The sequence below is a fragment of the Pseudomonas sp. FSL L8-0168 genome, from assembly GCF_037976155.1.
GTDB lineage: Bacteria > Pseudomonadota > Gammaproteobacteria > Pseudomonadales > Pseudomonadaceae > Aquipseudomonas > Aquipseudomonas paracarnis.
Genome location: NZ_CP150262.1, coordinates 1,295,923 through 1,316,770, shown reverse-complemented (window position 1 = coordinate 1,316,770; position 20,848 = coordinate 1,295,923). Strand labels below are relative to the sequence as shown.

At 60.3% G+C, this 20,848-nt stretch carries 19 protein-coding genes; 11 read left to right on the top strand and 8 right to left on the bottom strand.

From position 1 onward, the window contains the following. Positions 1–116: 116 nt before the first annotated feature. Positions 117–1,055 carry a GlxA family transcriptional regulator gene (locus tag MHH62_RS05430; protein WP_014718093.1) on the bottom strand — a complete coding sequence of 313 codons (939 nt, stop codon included), beginning with the start codon at positions 1,053–1,055 and terminating at the stop codon, positions 117–119. A 166-nt stretch (positions 1,056–1,221) separates the two neighbouring features. On the opposite strand from MHH62_RS05430, the gene MHH62_RS05425 reads away from it, so the two are divergent. Together MHH62_RS05425 and MHH62_RS05420 are read left to right on the top strand one after the other, a co-directional pair. Further along, positions 1,222–1,899 (top strand): type 1 glutamine amidotransferase domain-containing protein, encoded by a 678-nt coding sequence (locus tag MHH62_RS05425; RefSeq protein ID WP_019817311.1) that lies wholly within the window; start codon positions 1,222–1,224, stop codon positions 1,897–1,899. Positions 1,900–1,977: 78 nt separating this feature from the next. After that, the gene (locus MHH62_RS05420; protein WP_336827493.1) at positions 1,978–3,108 is read left to right on the top strand and encodes an alkene reductase; all 1,131 of its coding nucleotides are present in this window, start codon (positions 1,978–1,980) and stop codon (positions 3,106–3,108) included. Positions 3,109–3,293: 185 nt separating this feature from the next. On the opposite strand, the gene MHH62_RS05415 is transcribed toward MHH62_RS05420, so the two are convergent. Further along, entirely contained in the window at positions 3,294–4,292 is a 999-nt protein-coding gene (locus MHH62_RS05415) for an NAD(P)H-quinone oxidoreductase (RefSeq protein ID WP_072435719.1), read from the bottom strand. 183 nt (positions 4,293–4,475) lie between these two features. Here MHH62_RS05415 and MHH62_RS05410 point away from each other — a divergent pair, with 183 nt between their 5' ends. Further along, entirely contained in the window at positions 4,476–4,862 is a 387-nt protein-coding gene (locus MHH62_RS05410; protein WP_014718097.1) for a DoxX family protein, read from the top strand. 52 nt (positions 4,863–4,914) lie between these two features. Here MHH62_RS05410 and MHH62_RS05405 read toward each other — a convergent pair whose 3' ends face one another. The 4 genes from MHH62_RS05405 to MHH62_RS05390 form a co-directional block, all read right to left on the bottom strand. Next, positions 4,915–5,733, bottom strand: coding sequence for an alpha/beta hydrolase (locus MHH62_RS05405; protein WP_014718098.1), 819 nt, complete (start codon positions 5,731–5,733; stop codon positions 4,915–4,917). Between the two features lie 93 nt (positions 5,734–5,826). Continuing rightward, positions 5,827–7,218: an alginate export family protein gene (locus MHH62_RS05400; protein ID WP_339232618.1), complete on the bottom strand. Its 1,392-nt coding sequence runs from the start codon at positions 7,216–7,218 to the stop codon at positions 5,827–5,829. Continuing rightward, positions 7,215–8,111 (bottom strand): glyoxalase, encoded by an 897-nt coding sequence (locus tag MHH62_RS05395; RefSeq protein ID WP_339232617.1) that lies wholly within the window; start codon positions 8,109–8,111, stop codon positions 7,215–7,217. Before MHH62_RS05395 ends, MHH62_RS05400 begins: the two co-directional genes overlap by 4 nt. 238 nt (positions 8,112–8,349) lie before the next feature. Continuing rightward, a complete protein-coding gene (locus MHH62_RS05390; RefSeq protein ID WP_003190613.1) occupies positions 8,350–8,922 on the bottom strand; it encodes a LuxR C-terminal-related transcriptional regulator in 573 nt (190 codons plus the stop codon). Between the two features lie 130 nt (positions 8,923–9,052). Here MHH62_RS05390 and MHH62_RS05385 point away from each other — a divergent pair, with 130 nt between their 5' ends. The 8 genes from MHH62_RS05385 (at position 9,053) to MHH62_RS05350 (ending at position 17,918) form a co-directional block, all read left to right on the top strand. Beyond that, positions 9,053–10,231, top strand: coding sequence for an acetyl-CoA acetyltransferase (locus tag MHH62_RS05385; RefSeq protein ID WP_014718101.1), 1,179 nt, complete (start codon positions 9,053–9,055; stop codon positions 10,229–10,231). Positions 10,232–10,234: 3 nt separating this feature from the next. Beyond that, the gene (locus MHH62_RS05380; protein ID WP_058410445.1) at positions 10,235–11,764 is read left to right on the top strand and encodes an AMP-binding protein; all 1,530 of its coding nucleotides are present in this window, start codon (positions 10,235–10,237) and stop codon (positions 11,762–11,764) included. A 33-nt stretch (positions 11,765–11,797) separates the two neighbouring features. Beyond that, on the top strand, positions 11,798–13,117 hold the full coding sequence (locus MHH62_RS05375) for an MFS transporter (protein WP_339232615.1): 1,320 nt from the start codon (positions 11,798–11,800) through the stop codon (positions 13,115–13,117). Positions 13,118–13,260: 143 nt separating this feature from the next. Continuing rightward, positions 13,261–13,809, top strand: a complete 549-nt coding sequence (locus MHH62_RS05370) for a histidine phosphatase family protein (protein ID WP_019817304.1) — start codon at positions 13,261–13,263, stop codon at positions 13,807–13,809. A 135-nt stretch (positions 13,810–13,944) separates the two neighbouring features. After that, complete coding sequence (locus tag MHH62_RS05365; RefSeq protein WP_130175625.1) at positions 13,945–15,432, top strand: AAA family ATPase; 1,488 nt, start codon at positions 13,945–13,947, stop codon at positions 15,430–15,432. Then, entirely contained in the window at positions 15,429–16,379 is a 951-nt protein-coding gene (locus MHH62_RS05360) for a hypothetical protein (protein ID WP_019817302.1), read from the top strand. The genes MHH62_RS05365 and MHH62_RS05360 overlap by 4 nt, the downstream gene beginning before the upstream one ends. 56 nt (positions 16,380–16,435) lie before the next feature. Continuing rightward, positions 16,436–17,191 carry a precorrin-6A synthase (deacetylating) gene (gene cobF / locus MHH62_RS05355; RefSeq protein ID WP_019817301.1) on the top strand — a complete coding sequence of 252 codons (756 nt, stop codon included), beginning with the start codon at positions 16,436–16,438 and terminating at the stop codon, positions 17,189–17,191. Positions 17,192–17,201: 10 nt separating this feature from the next. Further along, on the top strand, positions 17,202–17,918 hold the full coding sequence (locus tag MHH62_RS05350) for a dienelactone hydrolase family protein (protein ID WP_020303169.1): 717 nt from the start codon (positions 17,202–17,204) through the stop codon (positions 17,916–17,918). A 133-nt stretch (positions 17,919–18,051) separates the two neighbouring features. Here MHH62_RS05350 and MHH62_RS05345 read toward each other — a convergent pair whose 3' ends face one another. Then, the gene (locus tag MHH62_RS05345; RefSeq protein WP_336827489.1) at positions 18,052–18,606 is read right to left on the bottom strand and encodes a hypothetical protein; all 555 of its coding nucleotides are present in this window, start codon (positions 18,604–18,606) and stop codon (positions 18,052–18,054) included. A 72-nt stretch (positions 18,607–18,678) separates the two neighbouring features. Continuing rightward, the gene (locus MHH62_RS05340) at positions 18,679–20,490 is read right to left on the bottom strand and encodes a monovalent cation:proton antiporter-2 (CPA2) family protein (protein WP_019817299.1); all 1,812 of its coding nucleotides are present in this window, start codon (positions 20,488–20,490) and stop codon (positions 18,679–18,681) included. Positions 20,491–20,848: the final 358 nt, after the last annotated feature.

Below are 20,848 nucleotides of genomic sequence, written 5' to 3'. Positions count from 1 at the left end.
GGGGTGTCAGGTAGGTAAGTGTCGGCTGGTAGGCCGCCATCGCAGGCAAGCCAGCTCCCACATTTGGATCATGGCACTTCAGGTAGATAGGCGTCGGCTGTCAGGCCGTCACGGGCCTAGCCCGGGTTGAACAGCACCTGCTGCATCGCCTGAGGCGGCTGCCCGAACGCCCTGAGGAACGCCTGGCGCATGCGTTCGCGATCACCAAACCCGGTTTCGCGGGCCACCACCTCTACCGGGTGACGGCTGATTTCCATCATCGCCCGCGCAGCTTCCACCCGCAGGGCTTCGATGGCTTTGGCTGGGGTTTGACCGGTTTCTTCGCGAAACACCCGGCTGAACTGGCGGGGGCTGAGCCGGGCAACGTCGGCCAGGGCGTCCACCGACAAATCATGGGTGAGGTTTTCACGGGCATAGGCCAGGGCCAACTGCACGCGGTCGGACTTTGGGTCCAGTTCCAGCAAGGCCGACAGTTGCGACTGCTCGCTGCCGCGGCGCTGGGCAATCACCAGCTTGCGTGCAATGCGCCGGGCCAGGCCGCTGCCCAGGTCGTCCTCCACCATCGCCAGCGCCAGGTCGACCCCGGCGCTCATGCCCGCACCGGTCCACACCTGGCCGTCGACAATGAACAACTTGTCTTCTTCCAGGTGGATATCCGGATAGCGTTTGCGAAATGCCGGCGCATGGATCCAGTGGGTGGTGGTGCGCTTGCCCGCCAGCAGGCCTGCCTCGGCCAGTACAAATATGCCCATGCATAAGGACGCCACCCGGCGCGACTGCGCGGACGCGGCCTTGACCAGCTCCAGCAGGTTGGCTTCCGGCAGGCGAAACTCCAGGTAGCCGCTGACAATCAAGGTGTCATAGCCCTCTGGGCGCAGCGCGCTGGTGTTCACCGAAAAACCCTGGGAGGTCATCACGGCGCCGCCGCTTTCCGACACCAGGTGAAACTCATAGGCCGGCTCGCCGCGCAGCAGGTTGGCGCACTCGAACACCGAGCCCAGGCTGAGGCTCAACGACTGGAAATTCGGGTAAACCATCAGCGCAACGCTGTGCATTGCATCTCTCCAAGGGGCGGGGGAGAGGCGATTGTCGGCGCGTGCCCGGCAAACGGCAACCGACTTTGGTGCATGTCCGCAATCCTTGCGGATATGACATTGTGAGCCACTGCCTCGCTGCCTAACATGAGACAACTGTTATTCACACCGACCGAGGCACTGGAAAATGAAAGTATTAATGGTACTGACCTCTCACGACCAGCTTGGCGATACCGGGCGCAAGACCGGCTTCTGGCTCGAAGAATTCGCCGCACCTTATTACGCGTTCAAGGACGCTGGCGCCGAAGTGGTGTTGGCTTCCCCGGCCGGCGGCCAGCCGCCGCTGGACCCCAAGAGCGATGAACCGGATGCGCAAACCGAGCAGACCGAGCGCTTCGGTAAAGACTCGGCTGCGCAGCAAGCCTTGGCGACCACCGTGAAGCTGGACTCGGTCAACGCCGCCGACTTCGACACCGTGTTCTACCCAGGCGGCCACGGCCCGCTGTGGGACCTGGCGGAGTCGCCGGTGTCCATCGCGCTGATCGAAGCCTTCGAGCGGGCCGGCAAGCCCATTGGCTTTGTGTGCCATGCACCGGGTGCCTTGCGTCACGTCAAGGCGGTTAACGGTGAGCCGTTGATCAAGGGCCGCCGCGTCACCGGGTTCTCCAACTCGGAAGAGGCCGCTGTGCAGTTGACTGAAGTCGTGCCGTTCCTGATTGAAGATGAATTCAAAAAACTGGGCGGCCAGTATGAGAAGGGCGCTGACTGGCAATCCTTCGTCCTCGTCGATGGCTTGCTGGTGACTGGGCAAAACCCAGGCAGCTCCAGCGAAGTGGCCAAGGCCCTGCTGACACTCTGCGCTTAAGTTAATCAACCGATCTACACGGTGGCGATTCCCAGGAGTTGCCACGGTTTTCGTTCGTCCTGAATTTGGAATATCGCCGTGCCTGACTGCATCCTGAACACCCCGATTAAGCTGGGGAATCACCGCTTGAACAACCGTGTCGTACTGCCGCCGCTGACCCGCCAGCGCAGCGCCCAGCCGGGTAATATCGCCACCGACCTGATGGCCGAGTATTACCGTCAACGGGCCAGTGCCGGGTTCATGGTCAGCGAGGGGACGCAGATCGAACCCCGGGGCCAGGGCTACGCGTGGACGCCGGGCATTCATACACCGGCGCAAATCCAGGGTTGGCGCAAAGTCACCGCAGCGGTGCATGACGAGGGCGGTGTGATCTTCGCCCAGCTATGGCATGTGGGGCGGGTGTCCCATCACGCGCTGCAACCTGACGGTGGTGCACCGGTGGGGCCGTCTGCACTGGCGGCGTTGCAAGCCAAAGCCTTCATTGAAACCGGGCCGGGTGTGGGTAAACTGGTGCAGCCACCGGTACCCCGCGCCTTGACCGCGCTGGAAATCGAAGAGCTGGTGGGGCACTACGCCCAGGCTGCACGCAATGCCCTGGACGCCGGGTTCGACGGTGTGGAAATCCACGCGGCCAACGGCTACCTGGTCAACCAGTTCATCTCGGCCCATTCCAACCTGCGTGAGGATGAGTACGGCGGCTCGCTGGACAATCGCCTGCGCTTGCTGCGCGAGATTGTCGAAGCGGTGTGCAAGGTGGTGGGGCCGGAGCGCCTGGGCGTGCGCTTTTCGCCGCTGTTCAGTGGCACCGACCAGGACCGGGTCTACATCGGCCTGGTGGAAGAAGACCCGCACCTTACCTATATCGAAGCGATCAAAGTGCTGGAAGCGTCGGGCATCGCCTATGTGTCCATCGCCGAAGCCGACTGGGACAACGCGCCCGACCTGCCCGAGACTTTCCGCCAGGCCGTGCGCCGCACCTTCAGCGGCAGGATCATCTACGCCGGCCGCTACACCGCCGAGCGCGGCGCACGGCTGGTAGAGACCGGGTTGGCGGACCTGATCGCCTTTGGACGGCCCTTCATTGCCAACCCGGACTTGCCCCAGCGGCTGTTCAATGGCTGGCCATTGAATGCGTTGAAGGCCGAAGGCCTGTATGGCGGGACACAGGCGGGGTATGTGGACTATCCGGTGTATGCCCAACAGCCGTGATAGCCCATGATGGCCTGTGTTTTATCCAGTGTGGGAGGAGGCTTGCCCTAACGCCGGTCAGTTAAACGAACGCTATGCTCGAAGCAATGAAGATCAAATGTGGGAGCTGGCTTGCCTGCGAAAGCGGTCGTGCAGTAACAGATACAGTGACTGACACACCACCTTCGCGAGCAAGTCGAATCGCCTCACTCCACCCGCAACACAATCTTGCCGATATGGTCCCCACCTTCCATCCGCGCATGGGCCTGGGCGGCGTCGGTGTAGGCGTAGACCTGGTCGATCATCGGTAGGCAGCGCCCGGCACTGAGTACCGGCCACACGTGTTCGCGCAGTTGCTGGGCAATCTCGGCCTTTTCTTCCCGGGTGCGGGCGCGCAGCAGTGAGCCGGTGATCACCGCGCGTTTGCCGAGGATGGTCAGCAGGTCGACGTCGTTGGCCTTGCCGCCACCGAGGAAGCCGAGGATCACCAGGTGGCCGTCCATGCCCAGGGCCTTGAGGTTATTGTTCAGGTATGAGGCACCCATGATGTCGAGGATCACGTTGACGCCTTTGCCGTCGGTCTGTTTGGCGATGACCTCGGCAAAGTCCTGTTCGCGGTAGTTGATCGGCTCGGCACCGAGCTTGGCAATCGCCGCGCATTTGTCGGCGCTGCCCGCCGTGGCGAATGCCTGGATGCCGAACTCCTGGCAGAGCATCAACGCGGTGGTACCGATGCCACTGGTACCGCCGTGGATCAATGCGCGCTGGCCCTTATGGGCACCGCCGAGGCCGAACAGGTTGGCCCAGACCGTGAAGAACGTTTCTGGCACGGCAGCGGCCTGAATCCAGTCCATGCCCGCAGGGATCGGCAGCGCCTGGCTGGCCGGCACCGCGCAATACTGCGCATAGCCGCCGCCATTGGTCAGGGCACAGACCTTGTCGCCCAGGCTGTATTCGTTCACGCCAGTGCCCAGCGCCACCACTTCACCGGCCACTTCCAACCCCGGGATCGGGCTCATGCCGGGCTTCATCGGGTATTTGCCCGCGCGCTGCAAGGCGTCTGGGCGGTTGACCCCGGCGGCGTGCACGCGAATCAGAATCTCGCCTGGCCCGGCCACTGGCACGTCGGCGCTGCGCGGCTGCAAGACCTCGGGCCCGCCAGGGGTGGTGATTTCGATCAGGGTCATTTCTTGGGGAAGCGTCATGGAAAAATTCCTGTAGCGATGAGCGTATGGGTTGGGACCGTAGCGCGGGGTCGGCAGTTCAGCAAGATCATGCCGGGTTCTTTGGGCAATGCAAACGCAGGATTTCAGCACAAGCCTGCAAGTGCGGCGACGCGACGTTGGACACACTGACTGCCGGTCATTTTCGACGCAAACAGGTGGCATATGAACCAAGCAAGAAATCAGGATATCGGGCTGTTGTTTCTGCGGGTCAGCGGGGCGTTGTTCCTGCTGTGGGTGCATGGGTTGCCCAAGTTGTTCCACTACAGCGAGCAATTGAAGCTGATCGAGGACCCGTTTCACCTGGGCGCCCATGTCACGTTGCTGCTGGCGATCTTTGCCGAGGTGCTGTGCCCGCTGCTGATCATCGCGGGCGTGCTGGTGCGCCTGGCGTGCCTGCCGATCCTGGCGGTGCTGGTCATCGCGTTGCTGGTGGTGCACCCGGAGTGGACGCTGTTCGAAGGTCAGTTCGGCTGGCTGCTGTTGATCATCTTTACCAGCATCCTCATTGCCGGGCCGGGCCGGCTGGTATTGGCTCAGCGCTTTGCTTGAACAAAAAAAGGCCGGGCGAGCCCGGCCAAACAAGGAGAGGATGTTTCAAGGTTCAGCGGTTCAGGAACCCCAACAGGTCTTCATTGAGCTGTTGAGCGTGGGTCACGGCAAACCCGTGCGGCGCATCCTTGTACACTTTCAGTTGTGCGCCCTCGATCATCTGCGCCGCGACTTTGCCGGTGGTGTCGAACGGCACGATCTGGTCGCCGTCGCCATGGATCACCAGGGTCGGTACGTCGATCTTGGCCATGTCCGGGCGGAAGTCGGTTTGCGAGAACGCGGTGACGCAATCCACGGTCGACTTGAGCGAGGCAAGCATGGCGATCTGCAGGGTCTGGCTGAGCACACCCTCTGAAACGTGCTGGCCTTTATTGAGACCGAAGAACGGCGTGTTGAAGTCGCTGATGAACTGCGCACGATCCTTCAACAGGCCTGCCTTGATGCCATCGAACACCTCACCAGGCACGCCTTGGGGGTAGTCGGCTTGCTGGCCGAAGATCGGCGTGACCGCGCCCAACAACACCAGGCCGGCGACACGGGCACTGCCGTGGCGGGCGATGTAGCGCGCCACGTCACCGCCACCCATGGAGAAGCCCACCAGGGTCACGTCCTGCAGGTCCAGGTGTTCGATCAACTGGGCGATATCGTCAGCGAAGGTGTCGTAGTCGTTACCGGTCCAGGGCTGGTCCGAGCGGCCAAAACCACGACGGTCAAAGGCAATGGTGCGAAAGCCACGGCTGCTCAGGTATTCCATCTGGTATTCCCACATGTCCGCATCCAGCGGCCAGCCGTGGCTGAACAGCACGGGCTTACCGCTGCCCCAGTCCTTGAAGTAGATCTGGGTACCGTCTTTGGCAACGAATGTGCTCATCTGAAACTCCTTGCAGGGCTGAAAAAGGGCGGTGAAAAAACCGCATCACTATTGCCGTAAACCTGAGCCGAGGCTTGTATGGGTGTGCTTGTCTCACCAACTGAACTTGAGCTCCATGCCCAGGTAATTGCTGTCGTGTCCACCGGCATCACGCAGGGTCTGGCCGACCGCGTAGTGCACGGCCTCGACCGCACCGCTGAGGTTGGGCGTAAAGGCGTAGTCGGTGCGCAGTTGACCGTAGGCGCCGGTCCAGCGCTCACCTTGGCCCGCCGTGCCAGCCACGGGCAGGTTGGGCTGGGTGTAGACGGCGTCTGCGGTGGTCTGCCGCCACAGCAGGCCGACGGCGGTTTGCACGCTGAGCTTGGCGAGGGGCTTGACGGTAATCGACGGCTTGACGTGGATCAGGTTGCTGTAGCCGGTATAGCCCGCCAGGGAAAAGTAATAGCCATTGGGGAACAGCGGGTTGAAGGTGCCGACCCGGCCGTCACCGGCCTGGCGGTCACCGGAAGCGATATCCAGTTGCAGGCCGATACGCGGCTTCCAGGCCAGCGTGTCAACGGTGTAGCCGGTGCGGCTGCCACCGGCCCAGGCGCGAATCGTCTTGCTACCCACCGAGCCCCGTTGCAGCATGGCTTCGACGTCCCAGTCGAAACCCTGGGCTGCGCCACCGAGGCGGGCGTCCAGCAACTGGCGCGTCTCTTCGCCGTCGGCGTCCAGGTAATGAGCGGCGCTGCGCTCGTACACGCCGTAATAGGCCGACAGCTCATTGGTGCCGCCCACCAGCCGCTCGACCCGCAGCATGTGGAAGCGCGCGTCGCTGTTGGACTTGTCGTCGAAATGCCGGCCATCCTGATACTGCACCGGTTGGCTGGCGATCCCGATAAAGCGCCATTGCGGCGTTTCCCAGTCCGCCCACAACGCATCGAAGGACTGCCGCACATTCGGGCCGTCCCGTGACGAGATGAAGCGCTGCAAGTCGAAGGCGAAATCCTGGCGGCCAGCCCGTGCCTTGAAGGTGCCGGCGCTGAAGGTCTTCACGTATTCGGCAAAGGCCAGGCGCAGGTCGACGCGGTTCTGGTCGGCACCGCCAATCGTGGTCTTGTCATAGGCCCGCACATCTTCCAGCTGGGTGAACAGCCGCCAGTGTTCGTTCAGGTGCAAGTCGGCGTGCACCTGAAAGCGCTGGATCAGGTAGCGGTCACGCGGTACATCCCGCACGCCGAACCCGCTGGCGTCGTTCATCTCGAAGCGTTCACGCAAGGTTGCGCCCAACGACAAGTAGGTGAACGGGTTGGCGGCGGACAGTGGGATGTACTTGAGGTTGTCCAGCGGTTGCGTGCGCAACGCCGGGTCCTTGAGCACAGACCAGTCCTCCTGCCAGCGGTTGGCCTTGATCACCGGGCGTACCGGCGGGTCGTCGGCCTGCACGCTGCCGGTAAGCAACGGCCACAGCACCGCCAGGCTCCAGCCTGCGTGACGAATCATTTTGCCGCGCTGAGTTGGTGGATTTCTGCGACATAACCGCCGGGGAACTCCACCAACGCACTGCGCCGACCTTTGCTGTCGAACGCCGGCACCAGCACGGTGGCACCAGACCCGGTGGCCTTGCCCAGGGTGGCGGCGAGGTCGTTGACCTGATAACCGGTGGTGTCGTGGCCGAACGGGTAGGGCAGTTGGCCGTTGGTGACCAGCACCGCCATGCGCCCGAACGGCGATTCGATATCCACGCGGCGGTAGTGGCCGCCGGCCTGGCCGACATCAACCCCTGGGGCGTGCTTGTCGTCGCTCACTACCTTGCCGTGGGAGAAACCCAGGAACGCCTTGATAAACCGCTCGGCGCTGTCGTGAGACACATACACACGGTTTTCCGGCACGGTGTCGAAGGCGGTGTAATCCGGGGTCTTGGTGTGCCAGTAGAGCTGCATGTTCACACCACCCGGCCACTGCACCACGGCATCACGGCCGATGGGGTCGGGGAAATCGCTGACGATCACATCGGCGCCATTTTCCCGCGCGGCCTTGAGGGCCACGTCCATGTCCTTGACCAGATAGCCGTTGCGTTCCTGGCCGAACGGGTGGGGTACGGGGGTGGTAAAGCCGAACAACGACACCGTACCCGCCGGGGTTTGCAGCAGCTGCGAGGTGGTGCTGCTCGGTACCGGCAGCACATTGACCACGACCTGGGGCGTGCTTTTGCCGCCGAAGGTGGCGAGGAAACTCTGGGCAAAACGGTCCACATCGGCCGGTGCCACATACACATGGCTGGTGTCGTATTGCGACGCCACGGCCACGCTTGGGGTGGCGGCGAACGCGCTGTTCATCATCGCGCTTGCCAGCAGCGTCAATGCCAGCGATACCTTGGTTGTTGTGTTACCCATGCCCGTTCTCCAGCGCTTCTGAGGGTTCGAAAGCCGTGAGGTTAGGGGGGCAGGGCGGTGGGGAATTGTATGGACGTGCTCGGTTGAACGTTTCAGCTACCTGACGCACCTCAATTTAAATGTGGGAGCTGGCTTGCCTGCGATGACGGCGTGTCAGTCACTGCATCTATGACTGCACGACCGCTTTCGCAGGCAAGCCAGCTCCCACATTTGATCTTCGCTGCTTTGGGCATTGCGGTCAGGCCACCATGATGATCTTCGATACCAATTCCACCACCGTCTTGGCCTGCAGTTTCTTCATCAACCGCGCCCGGTGCACCTCAACGGTGCGGTGGGAGATCGCCAGGCGCAGGGCGATTTCCTTGGATTTGAAGCCGTTGACGATGTGCATGGCAATTTCCCGCTCACGGGGCGTGAGGTCGCCGGTGCCCTGGTGCATGCGGTCCAGGCGTTCGAAGTGCCAGATCATCAGTTTGAATGGGTCTTTGGGGGTGAGGGTGTAACCGTGGGACTTGGCCCAGAACACTTCGCCGTTGTGGTGCTGCATGAAGCGTTCATCGGAATAAAAGCCGTTGTCGCTGTCGAGCAGCCAGTCATGGCTGCGCTTGCCGATGGCGTGGTAGTCGGCCTGGGACGGGTAGATCAGCAGGGTCAGTTGGTTGACCAGTGCATCGCGCGTATAGCCGAACAGCTTCAGAAAAGCGTCGTTGCAGTCGAGAATCACGCGGTCGCTGGTGACGATCTGCGGGGCAGGGGACAGCTTGAACGCCAGGCGTTCGAGGTCGGGAAATTGCTGGGCTAGCGCGGTCATGGGGCATCCTGCCTCGTTGTTCAATGCCCTGGGGCGCTACTTACCCGTGTAAGTAGTTACACGAATTGGCGCACGATCAGGGGTGGGTCATTGTAAGTAAAGTCCGAATCAAGAACAGAAGAAATTGATTATGCCTGCTGATTGCGTCTCCATTGTTGCCGCTGGTCACTCCCGCTTTGGTCGCCTGGAAGGCACGACGCTGGAAGACCTGATCGTCCAGGTGACCCGGGAAGCCCTGAGCGACGCCGAGATTGACGCGTCGCAAATCGATGCGTTGTTCCTCGGTCATTTCAACTCGGGGCTGGTGCCCGACGGGTTTGCCGCCTCATTGCTATTGCAAGCCGACCCCGGTCTGCGCTTCAAACCTGCCACCCGCTGTGAAAACGCCTGTGCGTCCGGCTCGGCAGCGATCCAGGCGGGGGTCAATGCGATTCTCTCCGGCAGCGCCGAGCTGGTATTGGTAGTGGGCGCCGAGAAGATGACCCACACCAGCACCGCCGCAGTCACCCAAGCCTTGGCCGGGGCCGGTTACCAGAACGACCCGGCCGAAGCCGGCCTGAGTTTCCCGCAGTTGTTCGGCCGCGCCGCCCGCCAATACGCCGAGCGTTACCACTGCCCGCTGGGCTCGATGGCGGCCATCGCCACCAAAAACCACTCCAATGCCATGGCCAACCCCTTGGCGCAGATGCATCGGGAGATGAATTTCGAGCACTGCAATAACGTCTCCCAAAGCAACCCGTTCGTGGCCGAGTCCCTGCGCCTGACCGATTGCTCGTTGATCAGCGATGGCGCCGCCGCCATCATCCTCGCCTCGCCCAAACGTGCGCGGGCGTTTCGTCGCGAGGTGCAGATACGTGCAATGACCCAGGTCAACGACACGCTGCCCATCGCCCAACGCGACATCCTCGCCTTCGAGGGCCCGCAGCGGGCGATTCACTCAGCATTGCGCGGCGCAAATGTGACCCTGGCCGACCTGAGCTTCGCCGAAGTGCACGACTGCTTCACCATTGCCGAGTTGCTGATCTACGAAGCCATGGGTCTGGCGCCCAAGGGCGAAGGCCATCGCGTGCTCGACAGCGGCGTGGTGCGCGCCGGCGGGCGCTTGCCGGTGAACCTTTCCGGCGGGCTCAAGGCCAAGGGGCACCCCGTCGGTGCCACGGGGGTGTCCATGCATGCCTTGGCGTTCCGGCAATTGACCGGCGAACCGATTGGCCTGGCGGTGCCCAACCCGGAGTTTGGCCTGGTGTTCAATATGGGCGGCATGGCGGTGGCCAACTACGCCTCGGTCCTGCAGGCACGCCGGAGCTGAGCCATGAACATTGCCAACTGGCTGCACGACACCCAGCGCCGGGCCCCGCAACGCCCGGCCTTGTTCGACGGCAGCGTGCAAGTGGCCGACTACGCCACCTTCGCCGCCCACGTGCGCCAACGCGCCGCGCACCTGGTGGAGCAGCATGGCCTGGTGCCGGGAGACGCGGTGGCGCTGCTGATGAAAAACAGCTGCGACTACCTGGAACTGCTCTACGCCATCTGGTGGATGGGCGGGGTGGCGGTGCCGATCAACGCCAAGCTGCACCCCAGCGAAGCGGCGTGGATTACCGATAATGCCGAGGCGCGGCTGATCTTTACCGACGGCGGCCAGGTATTTTCATCGCGGGATTTGCCCGTGCATTGCACGGAACTGGACGGCCACCCGCTGCCGCCCAGCCATGGTTGGCCCGGCCTGGAGCAGCCGGTGCCCCGCCAGGATCACGACCTCGCCTGGCTGTTCTACACCTCCGGCACCACCGGGCGTTCCAAGGGCGTGATGCTGTCCCACGGCAACTTGATCGCCATGTCGCTGTGCTACGCCACGGATGTCGATCAAGTGAGTGCCGACGATGCGGCGCTGTATGCCGCGCCCATGTCCCACGGCGCCGGCCTGTACAACTTTATCCATGTGCGCTGCGGCGCCCGGCATGTGGTGCCGGCTTCCCATGGCTTCGATGCCGCCGAGCTGTTCGGGCTGGCCGAGCACATGGGCGATGTGTCGTTGTTTGCTGCGCCGACCATGGTCAAACGCATGGTCGAGCAGGCGCGGCGCCAGGATTATCACGGCGCCGGCATCAAGACTATCGTCTACGGCGGCGGCCCCATGTACCTGGCCGACCTGCGCGAAGCAGTCGACACCTTCGGCCCGCGCCTGGTGCAGATCTACGGCCAGGGCGAGAGCCCGATGACCATCAGCGTCTTGCCACGCGCCTTGATCGCCGAGCGCCAGCGTCCCGACTGGGCCACCTTGGCCGCCTCGGTGGGCCACGCGCAAGCCTGTGTCGAGATCCGCATTCTTGATGCCGAGCACCAGCCACTGCCCACCGGCGAGCGCGGTGAAATCGCGGTGCGTGGCGCCACGGTGATGCAAGGCTATTGGCGCAACCCGCAGGCCACGCGCCAGACGCTGGTGGACGGCTGGCTGCTGACCGGCGACATCGGCTACCTCGACCCGGCCGGCTACCTGACCCTGACGGATCGCTCCAAGGACGTGATCATCAGTGGCGGCAGCAACGTGTACCCGCGTGAAGTCGAGGAAGTGCTGGCCCAGCATCCCGAGGTGTTCGAAGTGTGCGTGGTGGGCGAGCCGGACGCGCAATGGGGTGAGTCGGTGGTGGCCTTTGTCGTGACGCGCAGCGGCCAGCCGCTGGACGAAAGCGAGCTGACGGCCTGGTTCCTGGCGCGCATGGCCTCGTTCAAAAAGCCGAAAAAATATGTGTGGCGCAGCGATTTGCCGAAGAACAGCTACGGCAAGATTCTCAAGACCGACTTGCGGCATTGGCTGCAAACCGCGAGTATCGCCGCGCTTTAACATGGATCGATAATCAGACAAGGAGTCCCGACGATGGGCAATCCCGCACAAGACACCGTCCGCAAGCGCCGCCGTGCGTTTCTGGGCGCCACCTCCGGCCACTTGATCGAGTGGTACGACTACGGCGTGTATGGCTTTCTCGCGGTCTATATCGGCCAAGCGTTCTTCGTCTCCGATGACCCCACCACCAGCCTGTTGGCCAGCTTTGCCGCGTTTGCACTGAGCTTCTTTATCCGCCCTCTGGGTGGGCTGTTCTTTGGCCCGCTGGCGGACAAGATCGGCCGGCGCAAAACCCTGATCATGGCGCTGGTGATGATGACCGGCTCCACGGTGATGCTGGGCCTGTTGCCGACCTACGCCAGCCTGGGCATCGCCGCACCGATCCTGTTGATTCTGGTGCGCTGCGTACAGGGCTTCTCGGCGGGCGGCGAAATCGGCACCGTCACCAGCTTCATCTCTGAATACGCCGGGCCCGGTCGCCGCGGCTTCGCCACTTGCTGGCTGATGGTCACCGCCGTGCTTGGCCTGCTGCTCGGTGGCGCCGTGGCCAATGGCATGACCTGGGTGCTGGGCGCCGAGGTCATGCAGGAATGGGCCTGGCGCGTACCGTTCCTGATCGCCGCGCCCCTGGGCTTTATCTCCATGTACATCCGCCTCAAGCTCGAAGACAGCCCCGAGTTCCTGGCCCTGCAACGCGCCGGGCAAACGTCGCGGGCGCCGCTGCGCGAGGTCTGGCAGTGGAAGCGTGCGATTGCCCTGGTGTTCTTTATCATCACCTTGCACAGCTCGATTTTCTACCTGGTGCTGACCTTTGCCTCGACCTACATGGCCAAGATCCTCAAGTTCGACAGCTGCACCACCTTGCTGTACGTGTTCGTCGCCAGCTTCTCGGCGGCTTTCGTGATGCCATTTGGCGGGGCCTTTACCGATAAATACGGGCGCAAGCCGTTCCTGATGGTGATCGGCACCTTGGCGACCCTGGCGATGTTCTGGCTGTTCAAATCCGCCCCCACCGCCACCCCGGCGACCTTCTTCGCGCCGTTGATGGCGGTGGCGATTTTGTTCGGGCTGTACGCGTCGTCAACCTATGCGCTGATGAGTGAACTGCTGCCCACGCGCATTCGTTCCACCGGGATTGCGGTGGCCTATAACGTGCCGGTGGCGGTATTTGGCGGCAGCGCACCGTTGATTTCCACCTGGCTGATCAAGGTGACAGGCGACATTACCTCGCCGTGGTATTTCTACGTGGCGACCGGGGTGGTGTCGTTGCTGGCGTTGGTGGTGTTGCGCAAGGAGGATTTTGTCGCCAGCGGTCACTCCACGGCCGTGCCCGCCAGCGCTGCGCTGGCTTGAAGCACGAACACCCCGTAGGAGCGAGCTTGCCCGCGAAAAACTCATAGGCGCCGCGCTTATTCAGGCAGCACGCGTTATCGTTGACGCTTTTCGCGAGCAAGAACTATGCGTCCCCCTCGCTCCTACAGGTACAGAGAATTGCCATGCCGGCCACCCGCTTGACCCTGATCTGCCACGCCATCACGCCCCTGCAAAAGCAGGGGCGTTTCTCTGATGACGAGTCCGTCACGATGGACTGGCAGGGCGCGGCCTTGTCCCTGGCCGGGCGCTACAAACAACAGGCACGCCTGGTGTGCGGCCCTGAAGTGAGAGCCCGTCAAACCGCGGGCTTGTTCGGCAATAACGCCCAGGTCGAACCCGCCTTACGCGACCTGGATGTCGGCATATGGAAAGGCCAGGCTATCGGCCAGCTCGACAGCGAAACCTTGAACACCTGGGCCACCGACAGCACCAGCGCAGCCCACGGCGGCGAGTCGGTGGGTCAGTTGTGCATGCGGGTCGGCCAATGGCTTAAATCCCTCGAAACCCAACCCGGCCATGTCATCGCCGTGACCCACCCGTTCGTCATCCGCGCGGCGATGCTGTACGTCATGCAGTTGCCTGTCTTGATGTTCTACCGGATTGATGTTGAGCCATTATCGTCGGTGGAGTTGCGGTTCAATGGGTATTGGCGGTTGCGGTTAATGGCGTGAAGTACGCATGCCTTACCGCAGGGCACAGACATGTGGCAAAATGGCATCACTTGTTGGTGCCATTGTCTGGCCCACGACACACGACTTTTTGAATTGCCCTAATGATTGACGGGCTGCGTAAGGGATTCTATGCAGATGAACAAGTTGATTGCGGTCAAGACAGGTACGAATAAATTTGAATTCGAAAATCAAGAGAGCCTGAAATGGAATGGCTTTTTTGATGTGGACACGATTCGTTTGATTCTGGGTAATAACGGTTCTGGTAAAACTGCCTTGTTGTGTGACATGGCAGCGTATATTTCATCGCCTGTCTCTACCCCTCGAAGAGCCGTTTATGATGATCGCGAAACATCTTCGGAGAAACTGTCTGACGAAGAGCTTGAACGTATTGGTGTAATTTACTTCTCTCCCGTTCCCTACCGGCGCCGGCTACCTTTTCGTAACCGATTCGTCGATGCTTCTCCTCGGTTTGGAAAGGTAGAGAATTCTGCGCGAGCCGAGCAGTTCTACCAAGTGGCCAGCGATCTGGAATTGAACGCAAGTTTGAGGGCAGAAGTATGTTATGAATTTGAGCTGTTCAAGACCGTGTTGGCGCCTGCGCTTGTCGTCATGAGCAATCTTGCCGGGTTTCAAACGGCGCACAAGCCGGTGATTACATTTTTATCTGAATACGCGAAAATTCAAAAAAAGCGCCAGTTTGTAAGCTCGGATTACTATGAGAATGAACGTTTGAACATCCAGATTGAGCGTTTGCTTGATACCTGCGTGCTCAGGTTGGAGCGTTTTGCTCTATCGAAACTTCCCCGTGGTAAAAGCAATAAGTTAGTAATGCTCGCTGCCTTAACGTCGGTGGCAAAAAAAATCCCTGATCATGATCGTATTGGGCGATTTTTCTTTAATTTTTTTGAACTCGCCAGCGATGGACGTTACGACGAAGATAAGGAAGTGTTCGATTTGCTGATGATGACTTATCGTGCCACGCTCAATTTTATAAAGGTTGGGGCGAAGGATGATATCCGCAAACACCCCCGGTCCTATTCATTTGCTATAGGCTCGGCAGAGGAAATCAAGCAGATAAAAATGTCGACCGCTGCAGTCGAAGTGCGTTGGACAGATCAAAGCTCGGGTGTAAGGGCCCTGGTTGACCAGTTTTTTTTGCTCCGCCAAGGTTTTGTAACCATGGCGGGAAAGAAATTAAAGCACGTCATGGTGCTTATCGATGAGGGCGATGCCTATCTTCATCTTGAGTGGCAGCGCCGTTATATTTCCTTGCTGAATAAATTCCTGGCAGGGGTGAAAGCGGAGTTTGACATGAAGATTGTGCAGGTAGTGGTTGCCACGCACTCCCCTGTGATAACGGGTGATTTTCCAGCGTGCATGGTAACTAACCTGGATGACAGGGTCACACCTCAGAATACGTTTGCAGCTCCATTGGAAGACATTATCCTGAACTCTTTTGGGACTGCTGCCATTGGTGAGTTTGCGGCGGAAAAGATAAATGCACTCCATCAGCGTCTTGAACAGGGCATTTCTTCGGCCTTGGATAAATTATTGCTTGAGAGCATTGGCGATATTGGCATCAAGGAAGCGTTATATCGTGCTCCGGAGAGGCGATATTCATGATTGTTAACATCGCGCGGGTGTGGGAGGACATCGCAGTCAGGCACAAATTATTCATGCTATGGAAGCTGCAAGGACTGACTGATGCCTTAAAAGGATTCGTCGGGCCGGCCATGACTCAGCATCGTCTTGTCGAGTTCTTGGATAAACACAGGGAGGCCATATGTGGGTGTGACCCGTTGGCGCTGCCGGGTGTGATTGTTGCCTTTAGTCAGACTTTTGCCCGTGTTGTTGATATTGACTATTTGAATGGTTTTTTCAAAAAGTATCTGTGCTATAAGGAGTTTTCAGCTAAAGAGAGGGTGGTCCTGTTAAAAAGATGGGACGCCTATGCATTGTGTACATCCATCCGATCGAAAATTTGCCCTTATTGCCATATAACGCCCATTGACACTTATGTAAGTCCTGATGGGTTGAAAGCGTACAGGCCAAATATTGATCATTATTACCCGCAGGCCGAATTTCCTTTACTAGCGTTAACCATGGGGAATTTCATCCCCTGCTGCGAAAAGTGTAACGGGCCACAAATGAAAGGCACTACCCGGTTTGACTTGACACCTCATCTGCACCCCTTGGTGGATGCGGAGAATATATCTTTCAGGCTTGCATATAAGGGCGGGGGGCTAGACTTGAATAAATTGAGACTTCAGGCTGACAGTACGTCCTACGAAATTGAGGTGATGGCAACCAATGGCACATGCCTGAAAGTGGATAATTCAATTGCGACCTTTCGCTTAGTCCCTCGTTATCAAGTCTGTGTACCCGATGCGCTATTAGTGGCGAAACGCTCCAGACTGGGGGGCAGATATAGGATGTTGACCAAGATACTGACAAAGTTGAATTTCTCTGACAAACACCCCTTGGGCTTTGATGAAACGAACGACAGTTATAAAAATGTGATCGCAGGTAAGCTCAAACTTGACATCGCCCGGCAGTTCAAGGTGATTTGACCCAGCAGGGCAACCCAGTAACATGGCAACATTTCACGCCCTGTACTGAGCACCCCATGAAACGCATCCTGATCATCGGCATTGGCGCCGGCAACCCTGACTACATCACGATGCAGGCCGTGAAGGCGCTGAACCGTACCGACGTGTTCTTCCTGATGGACAAGGGCCAGAGCAAGGACAAGCTGATCGACCTGCGCCGGGAAATCTGCGACACCTACATCACCGAACCCGGCTACCGTTTTGTCGAGGCCGATTGCCCGGAGCGGGTGCGTGGTGAAATCGACTACACCACCGCCGTGCAAGACCTCAACCGCGATAAGCAGCAGACCTTCGAACGCATGATCAACGAAGAAATGGCCGACGGCGAAGTCGGGGCGTTTTTGGCCTGGGGCGACCCGGCGCTGTACGACAGCACCATTCGTATCTTGCAGGCGATTCTTGCCAGTGGCCGCTGTGTGTTCGAGTTTGAAGTGATCCCCGGTATCACCAGCGTGCAGGCCCTGGCGGCGCAGCATAAGGTGCCGCTCAACCGTATCGGCAAGTCCATCGAAATCACCACTGGGCGACGGCTGGCGGCGGGGCAGGCGAGTGATGCCGATACCCTGGTGGTGATGCTCGACGCCGAAGATTCCTACCGCAGCGTAGCGGATCAGGACCTGGATATTTACTGGGGCGCCTACCTGGGCACGCCGGACGAGATCCTGATCAGCGGTAAAGTGGCGCACGTGGCAGAAGAGATCGAACGGGTACGCAAGGCGGCACGCCTGGAAAACGGCTGGATCATGGACACCTATTTGCTGCGCAAACCCTGAGGTAAACCCGATGCTCAAACAGCTTGCCCTCGCCTTGGCCCTGGTGGCCGGCGCCGCTCATGCCGACACCGGCTTGCACACCGACTTGCCGTTGTCCTACCTGGAACAGACCCAGGGCGATGCGCGCAACCAGCCGCTGGTGATCTTCCTGCATGGGTTTGGCAGCAACGAGGAAGATTTATTTGGCATCAAGGACGCGTTACCGTCTACCTGGACCTACCTATCAGTGCGTGCGCCACTGCCGGTGGAGCCGCAGGGGTATCGTTGGTTTACCAAGACCGATGAGCCTGAGTACAACGGCGAGACCGATGAACTGTTCAGCAGCGCCCGGCTGATCAAGGACTTTGTGCTCAAGGCCACCGCCAAGTACCACACCCAAAGTGATCGGGTGTTCCTGGTGGGGTTCAGCCAGGGCGCGATCATGTCTTACGAGGTGGCCTTGCGTGAACCCGAGTGGGTGCGCGGTATCGCCGCACTCAGTGGCAGCGTGCTACCGGGGCTCAGGTCTGCGCTGAAACCGGATGCGTCCATGGGCAAGCTGGCGATCTTTATCGGCCATGGCACCTTGGACCAGGCGCTGCCCTTCAGCTCGGCCACGCAGGCGAACAAGGTGCTGACAGGGTTGGGGCTCAAGCCGGAGTTTCATGAGTACCCGGGGATGAATCACACCATCAGCGAAGCGGAAATCCAGGACTTAAAAGCCTGGCTTGAGAAAAGCCTGAAGTGAAATGCGCTTGAAAATGTGGGAGCTGGCTTGCCTGCGATAGCGGTGGCTCAGTAAAAGAATGAGTGACTGACACACCGCTATCGCGGGCAAGCCCGCTCCCACATGGGTTTTGTGTTGGCTGTAAAGAGGAGGGTCATTTGCCGCCTGTAATCTGCTTCACCAACTGCGCATGCCCCTTCACATCATCCGCCCGGGAAATCGCCTGGATCACCAGCAAATGGTTGCCCGAACCCCCCAGAAAAGTGGAGTTCAAGGTCTTGCCACCACCTTGGGTGGCGCTGCTGTCCACTTGGCGCAGGCCCAGGCCCTTGTAGGTGAGTTTCTTCTCGCCCAGTTTCTTGAAGTCAGGCAGCGCAGCGCTCTGGTCCTTGACGAAATCGGCCACGGCGCCGTCTAGGAACTGCGGGTCGTTATCCTGGATAGTTGCCCCATCGTTGCGCACGGTTTCGGCGACGATCACCACACTTTTCGTCGTTGAGTTAGCGTACAGGGTGCCTTGGGTGTCAGCGGTGCCGTCTTGCGCTGTGCCGGAGGGCAGGGTGTCGGCGCTGTAGGCCTTGGGCAGTTTGAAGGTGAACTTGCCACCCAAGGTGGCGATGGTCTGGGTGGTGGGCTTTGCAGCAGCGAATACGCTGCCGGCGGTGAGCGCGAGGGCCAGCAGCATTGCGGTCTTGGTGAACGTGGCCATGAAGCACTCCGGGGATGAACGAAATTGCGGCGTATTCTGTCAGAAAATTCGCAATCTCGTTCATCGGCCCCGTCACACTTTGTCGGAAGACTCTTCCTCAAGCCTGTCCATTTCAAACAGGCGCGCCAGTTCCGCACGGGCTTCCTGGGCGGTTTGCATGACCTTGGCCGCGTCGTCGTACACCGCGTGTTGGGCGGCAAGTACCTGCTGGTCGTGGGTCTTGAAGCGGTTGATGCGCGCATCGGCCTGGGCCTGGCTCAAACCGAGGCCGACCAGGGTACGGCGGCTCATTTCTAGGCTGGAGTAGAAGGTTTCGCGCACCGGTGAAGCGTCCAGGTCCACCAGGCGGTGTACGTGCTGGCGGTTACGCGCACGGGCGATGATCTTCATGTGCGGGTAGAGGTTGCGCACCAACTCGGCGGTCTTGATGTTGATCTCTGGGTCGTCCATGGCGATCACGAAGAATTCCGCCTGATCGACTTTGGCCGCGTGGAGGATTTCCGGGCGCTGGGGGTCGCCGTAGAACACCGGCATACCGCCGAAACTGCGGGTCAGCTCGATGGTTTCCACCGAGGTGTCGAGGGCGATGAACGAGATGTTCTGCGCGCGCAGGATGCGCGCCACGATCTGGCCCATACGGCCCATGCCGGCGATGACCACGCGGGGCGCATCGCTTTCGATGGCGCGGTATTCCTCGGGTACTTCCACCGGCTTGACCTTGGGCTTGAACAGCTTCGGGCACACCAGCAACAGCAGCGGGGTCACGGCCATGGACAGCGTGATGGTGAGTACCAGCACGTCGTACAGCTGCGGTTCGAACAGGCCCTGGTCGCGGCCGATCTTGAACACCACAAAGGCGAACTCACCCCCCGCCGCCAGCACCACGCCCAGGCGTAAAGCGCTTTCGCGGTTGAGGTCGCCCACCATCCGCCCGACGGCGTACAGCAGCGGCAGCTTCAAGCCGATCAGCAGCAGGGTCAGGCCGATCACCACCAGCGGTGTGCTGAGCAGCAGACTGAGGTTGGCGCCCATGCCCACGCTGATAAAAAACAGCCCCAGCAGCAGGCCCTTGAACGGCTCGATCTGGGATTCCAGTTCGTGGCGGTATTCCGAATCCGCCAGCAGCAGGCCGGCGAGGAAGGCCCCCAAGGCCATGGACACGCCCACCAACTCCATCAGCCAGGCGGTGCCGATCACCACCAGCAACGCGGTGGCGGTGGACACTTCGCGCAGGCCGGTCTTGGCGACAATGCGAAACACCGGGCGCAACAGGTAGCGCCCGCCGATGATCACCACGGCGATGCTGCCCAGGATCTGCAGCACATGTTGCAGGCCTTGGGCCTCGGTGGTCGGATGATCGCTGCCGGCCAGCAACGGCACCATGGCGATCAGCGGGATGGCGGCGATGTCCTGGAACAACAGGATGGCAAAGGCCAGGCGCCCGTGGGGTTGGTTGAGTTCCTTGCGTTCGGCCAGGCTTTGCAGGCCAAACGCCGTAGACGACAGCGCCAGGCCCAGGCCCAGCACGATGGCGCTGTTCCACGACTGGCCAAACAGCCATAGCGCGACCGCGCCCATCACCACGCCGGTGAGCAGGACCTGGGCCAGGCCGACGCCGAACACCGCCTTGCGCATCACCCACAAACGTTTGGGCGACAGCTCCAGGCCGATGATGAACAGCAACAGCACCACGCCCAGTTCAGAGAACTGCGCCACGCTTTGCGGGTTGCCGATCAGGCCGAGAACAGACGGGCCGATGATCACACCGGCAAACAGATAGCCCAGCACCGCGCCCAATTGCAGGCGCTTGGCCAGGGGCACGGTCAGCACGGCGGCGAACAGGAACACCACGGCTGCTTGTAACAGGTTGCCTTCATGGGGCATTACGAACTCCAGCATTTGCATCGATCAACGGTAGGAGCGAGCTTGCTTGCGAAGAACGCAAGGGCACCGCGTTGTGTCTGGTTTGTCGCGTCATCGTTGAGGATTTTCGCGAGCAGGCTCGCTCCTACGGTGGGGAGGATAGGGCGCTATTAGAGCGCTTTTTCACATTTGGAAACTTGTATTTTTGACGCGACAGTCAATGGATGTTGGCTCTCATCCCATTCTTACACCGGTTTTACGAAAGTATTAATACCATTTAATTCAATGGCTTTCGCGCAGGTCTACTAACGTTTCGAAAAACTGAACCAGTAGTCACCACGGTCAGGTGTTTCGAATTCGATGCGTGTGGATCGTTGAA

What these genes read in the sequence shown, in the direction of transcription:
- MHH62_RS05430 (WP_014718093.1), bottom strand. Translation starts at nt 1,055, where the DNA reads ATGCACAGCGTTGCGCTGATGGTTTACCCGAATTTCCAGTCGTTGAGC.
- MHH62_RS05425 (WP_019817311.1), top strand. Translation starts at nt 1,222, where the DNA reads ATGAAAGTATTAATGGTACTGACCTCTCACGACCAGCTTGGCGATACC.
- MHH62_RS05415 (WP_072435719.1), bottom strand. Translation starts at nt 4,292, where the DNA reads ATGACGCTTCCCCAAGAAATGACCCTGATCGAAATCACCACCCCTGGC.
- MHH62_RS05410 (WP_014718097.1), top strand. Translation starts at nt 4,476, where the DNA reads ATGAACCAAGCAAGAAATCAGGATATCGGGCTGTTGTTTCTGCGGGTC.
- MHH62_RS05405 (WP_014718098.1), bottom strand. Translation starts at nt 5,733, where the DNA reads ATGAGCACATTCGTTGCCAAAGACGGTACCCAGATCTACTTCAAGGAC.
- MHH62_RS05400 (WP_339232618.1), bottom strand. Translation starts at nt 7,218, where the DNA reads ATGATTCGTCACGCAGGCTGGAGCCTGGCGGTGCTGTGGCCGTTGCTT.
- MHH62_RS05395 (WP_339232617.1), bottom strand. Translation starts at nt 8,111, where the DNA reads ATGGGTAACACAACAACCAAGGTATCGCTGGCATTGACGCTGCTGGCA.
- MHH62_RS05390 (WP_003190613.1), bottom strand. Translation starts at nt 8,922, where the DNA reads ATGACCGCGCTAGCCCAGCAATTTCCCGACCTCGAACGCCTGGCGTTC.
- MHH62_RS05385 (WP_014718101.1), top strand. Translation starts at nt 9,053, where the DNA reads ATGCCTGCTGATTGCGTCTCCATTGTTGCCGCTGGTCACTCCCGCTTT.
- MHH62_RS05380 (WP_058410445.1), top strand. Translation starts at nt 10,235, where the DNA reads ATGAACATTGCCAACTGGCTGCACGACACCCAGCGCCGGGCCCCGCAA.
- MHH62_RS05375 (WP_339232615.1), top strand. Translation starts at nt 11,798, where the DNA reads ATGGGCAATCCCGCACAAGACACCGTCCGCAAGCGCCGCCGTGCGTTT.
- MHH62_RS05370 (WP_019817304.1), top strand. Translation starts at nt 13,261, where the DNA reads ATGCCGGCCACCCGCTTGACCCTGATCTGCCACGCCATCACGCCCCTG.
- MHH62_RS05365 (WP_130175625.1), top strand. Translation starts at nt 13,945, where the DNA reads ATGAACAAGTTGATTGCGGTCAAGACAGGTACGAATAAATTTGAATTC.
- MHH62_RS05360 (WP_019817302.1), top strand. Translation starts at nt 15,429, where the DNA reads ATGATTGTTAACATCGCGCGGGTGTGGGAGGACATCGCAGTCAGGCAC.
- cobF (WP_019817301.1), top strand. Translation starts at nt 16,436, where the DNA reads ATGAAACGCATCCTGATCATCGGCATTGGCGCCGGCAACCCTGACTAC.
- MHH62_RS05350 (WP_020303169.1), top strand. Translation starts at nt 17,202, where the DNA reads ATGCTCAAACAGCTTGCCCTCGCCTTGGCCCTGGTGGCCGGCGCCGCT.
- MHH62_RS05345 (WP_336827489.1), bottom strand. Translation starts at nt 18,606, where the DNA reads ATGGCCACGTTCACCAAGACCGCAATGCTGCTGGCCCTCGCGCTCACC.
- MHH62_RS05340 (WP_019817299.1), bottom strand. Translation starts at nt 20,490, where the DNA reads ATGCCCCATGAAGGCAACCTGTTACAAGCAGCCGTGGTGTTCCTGTTC.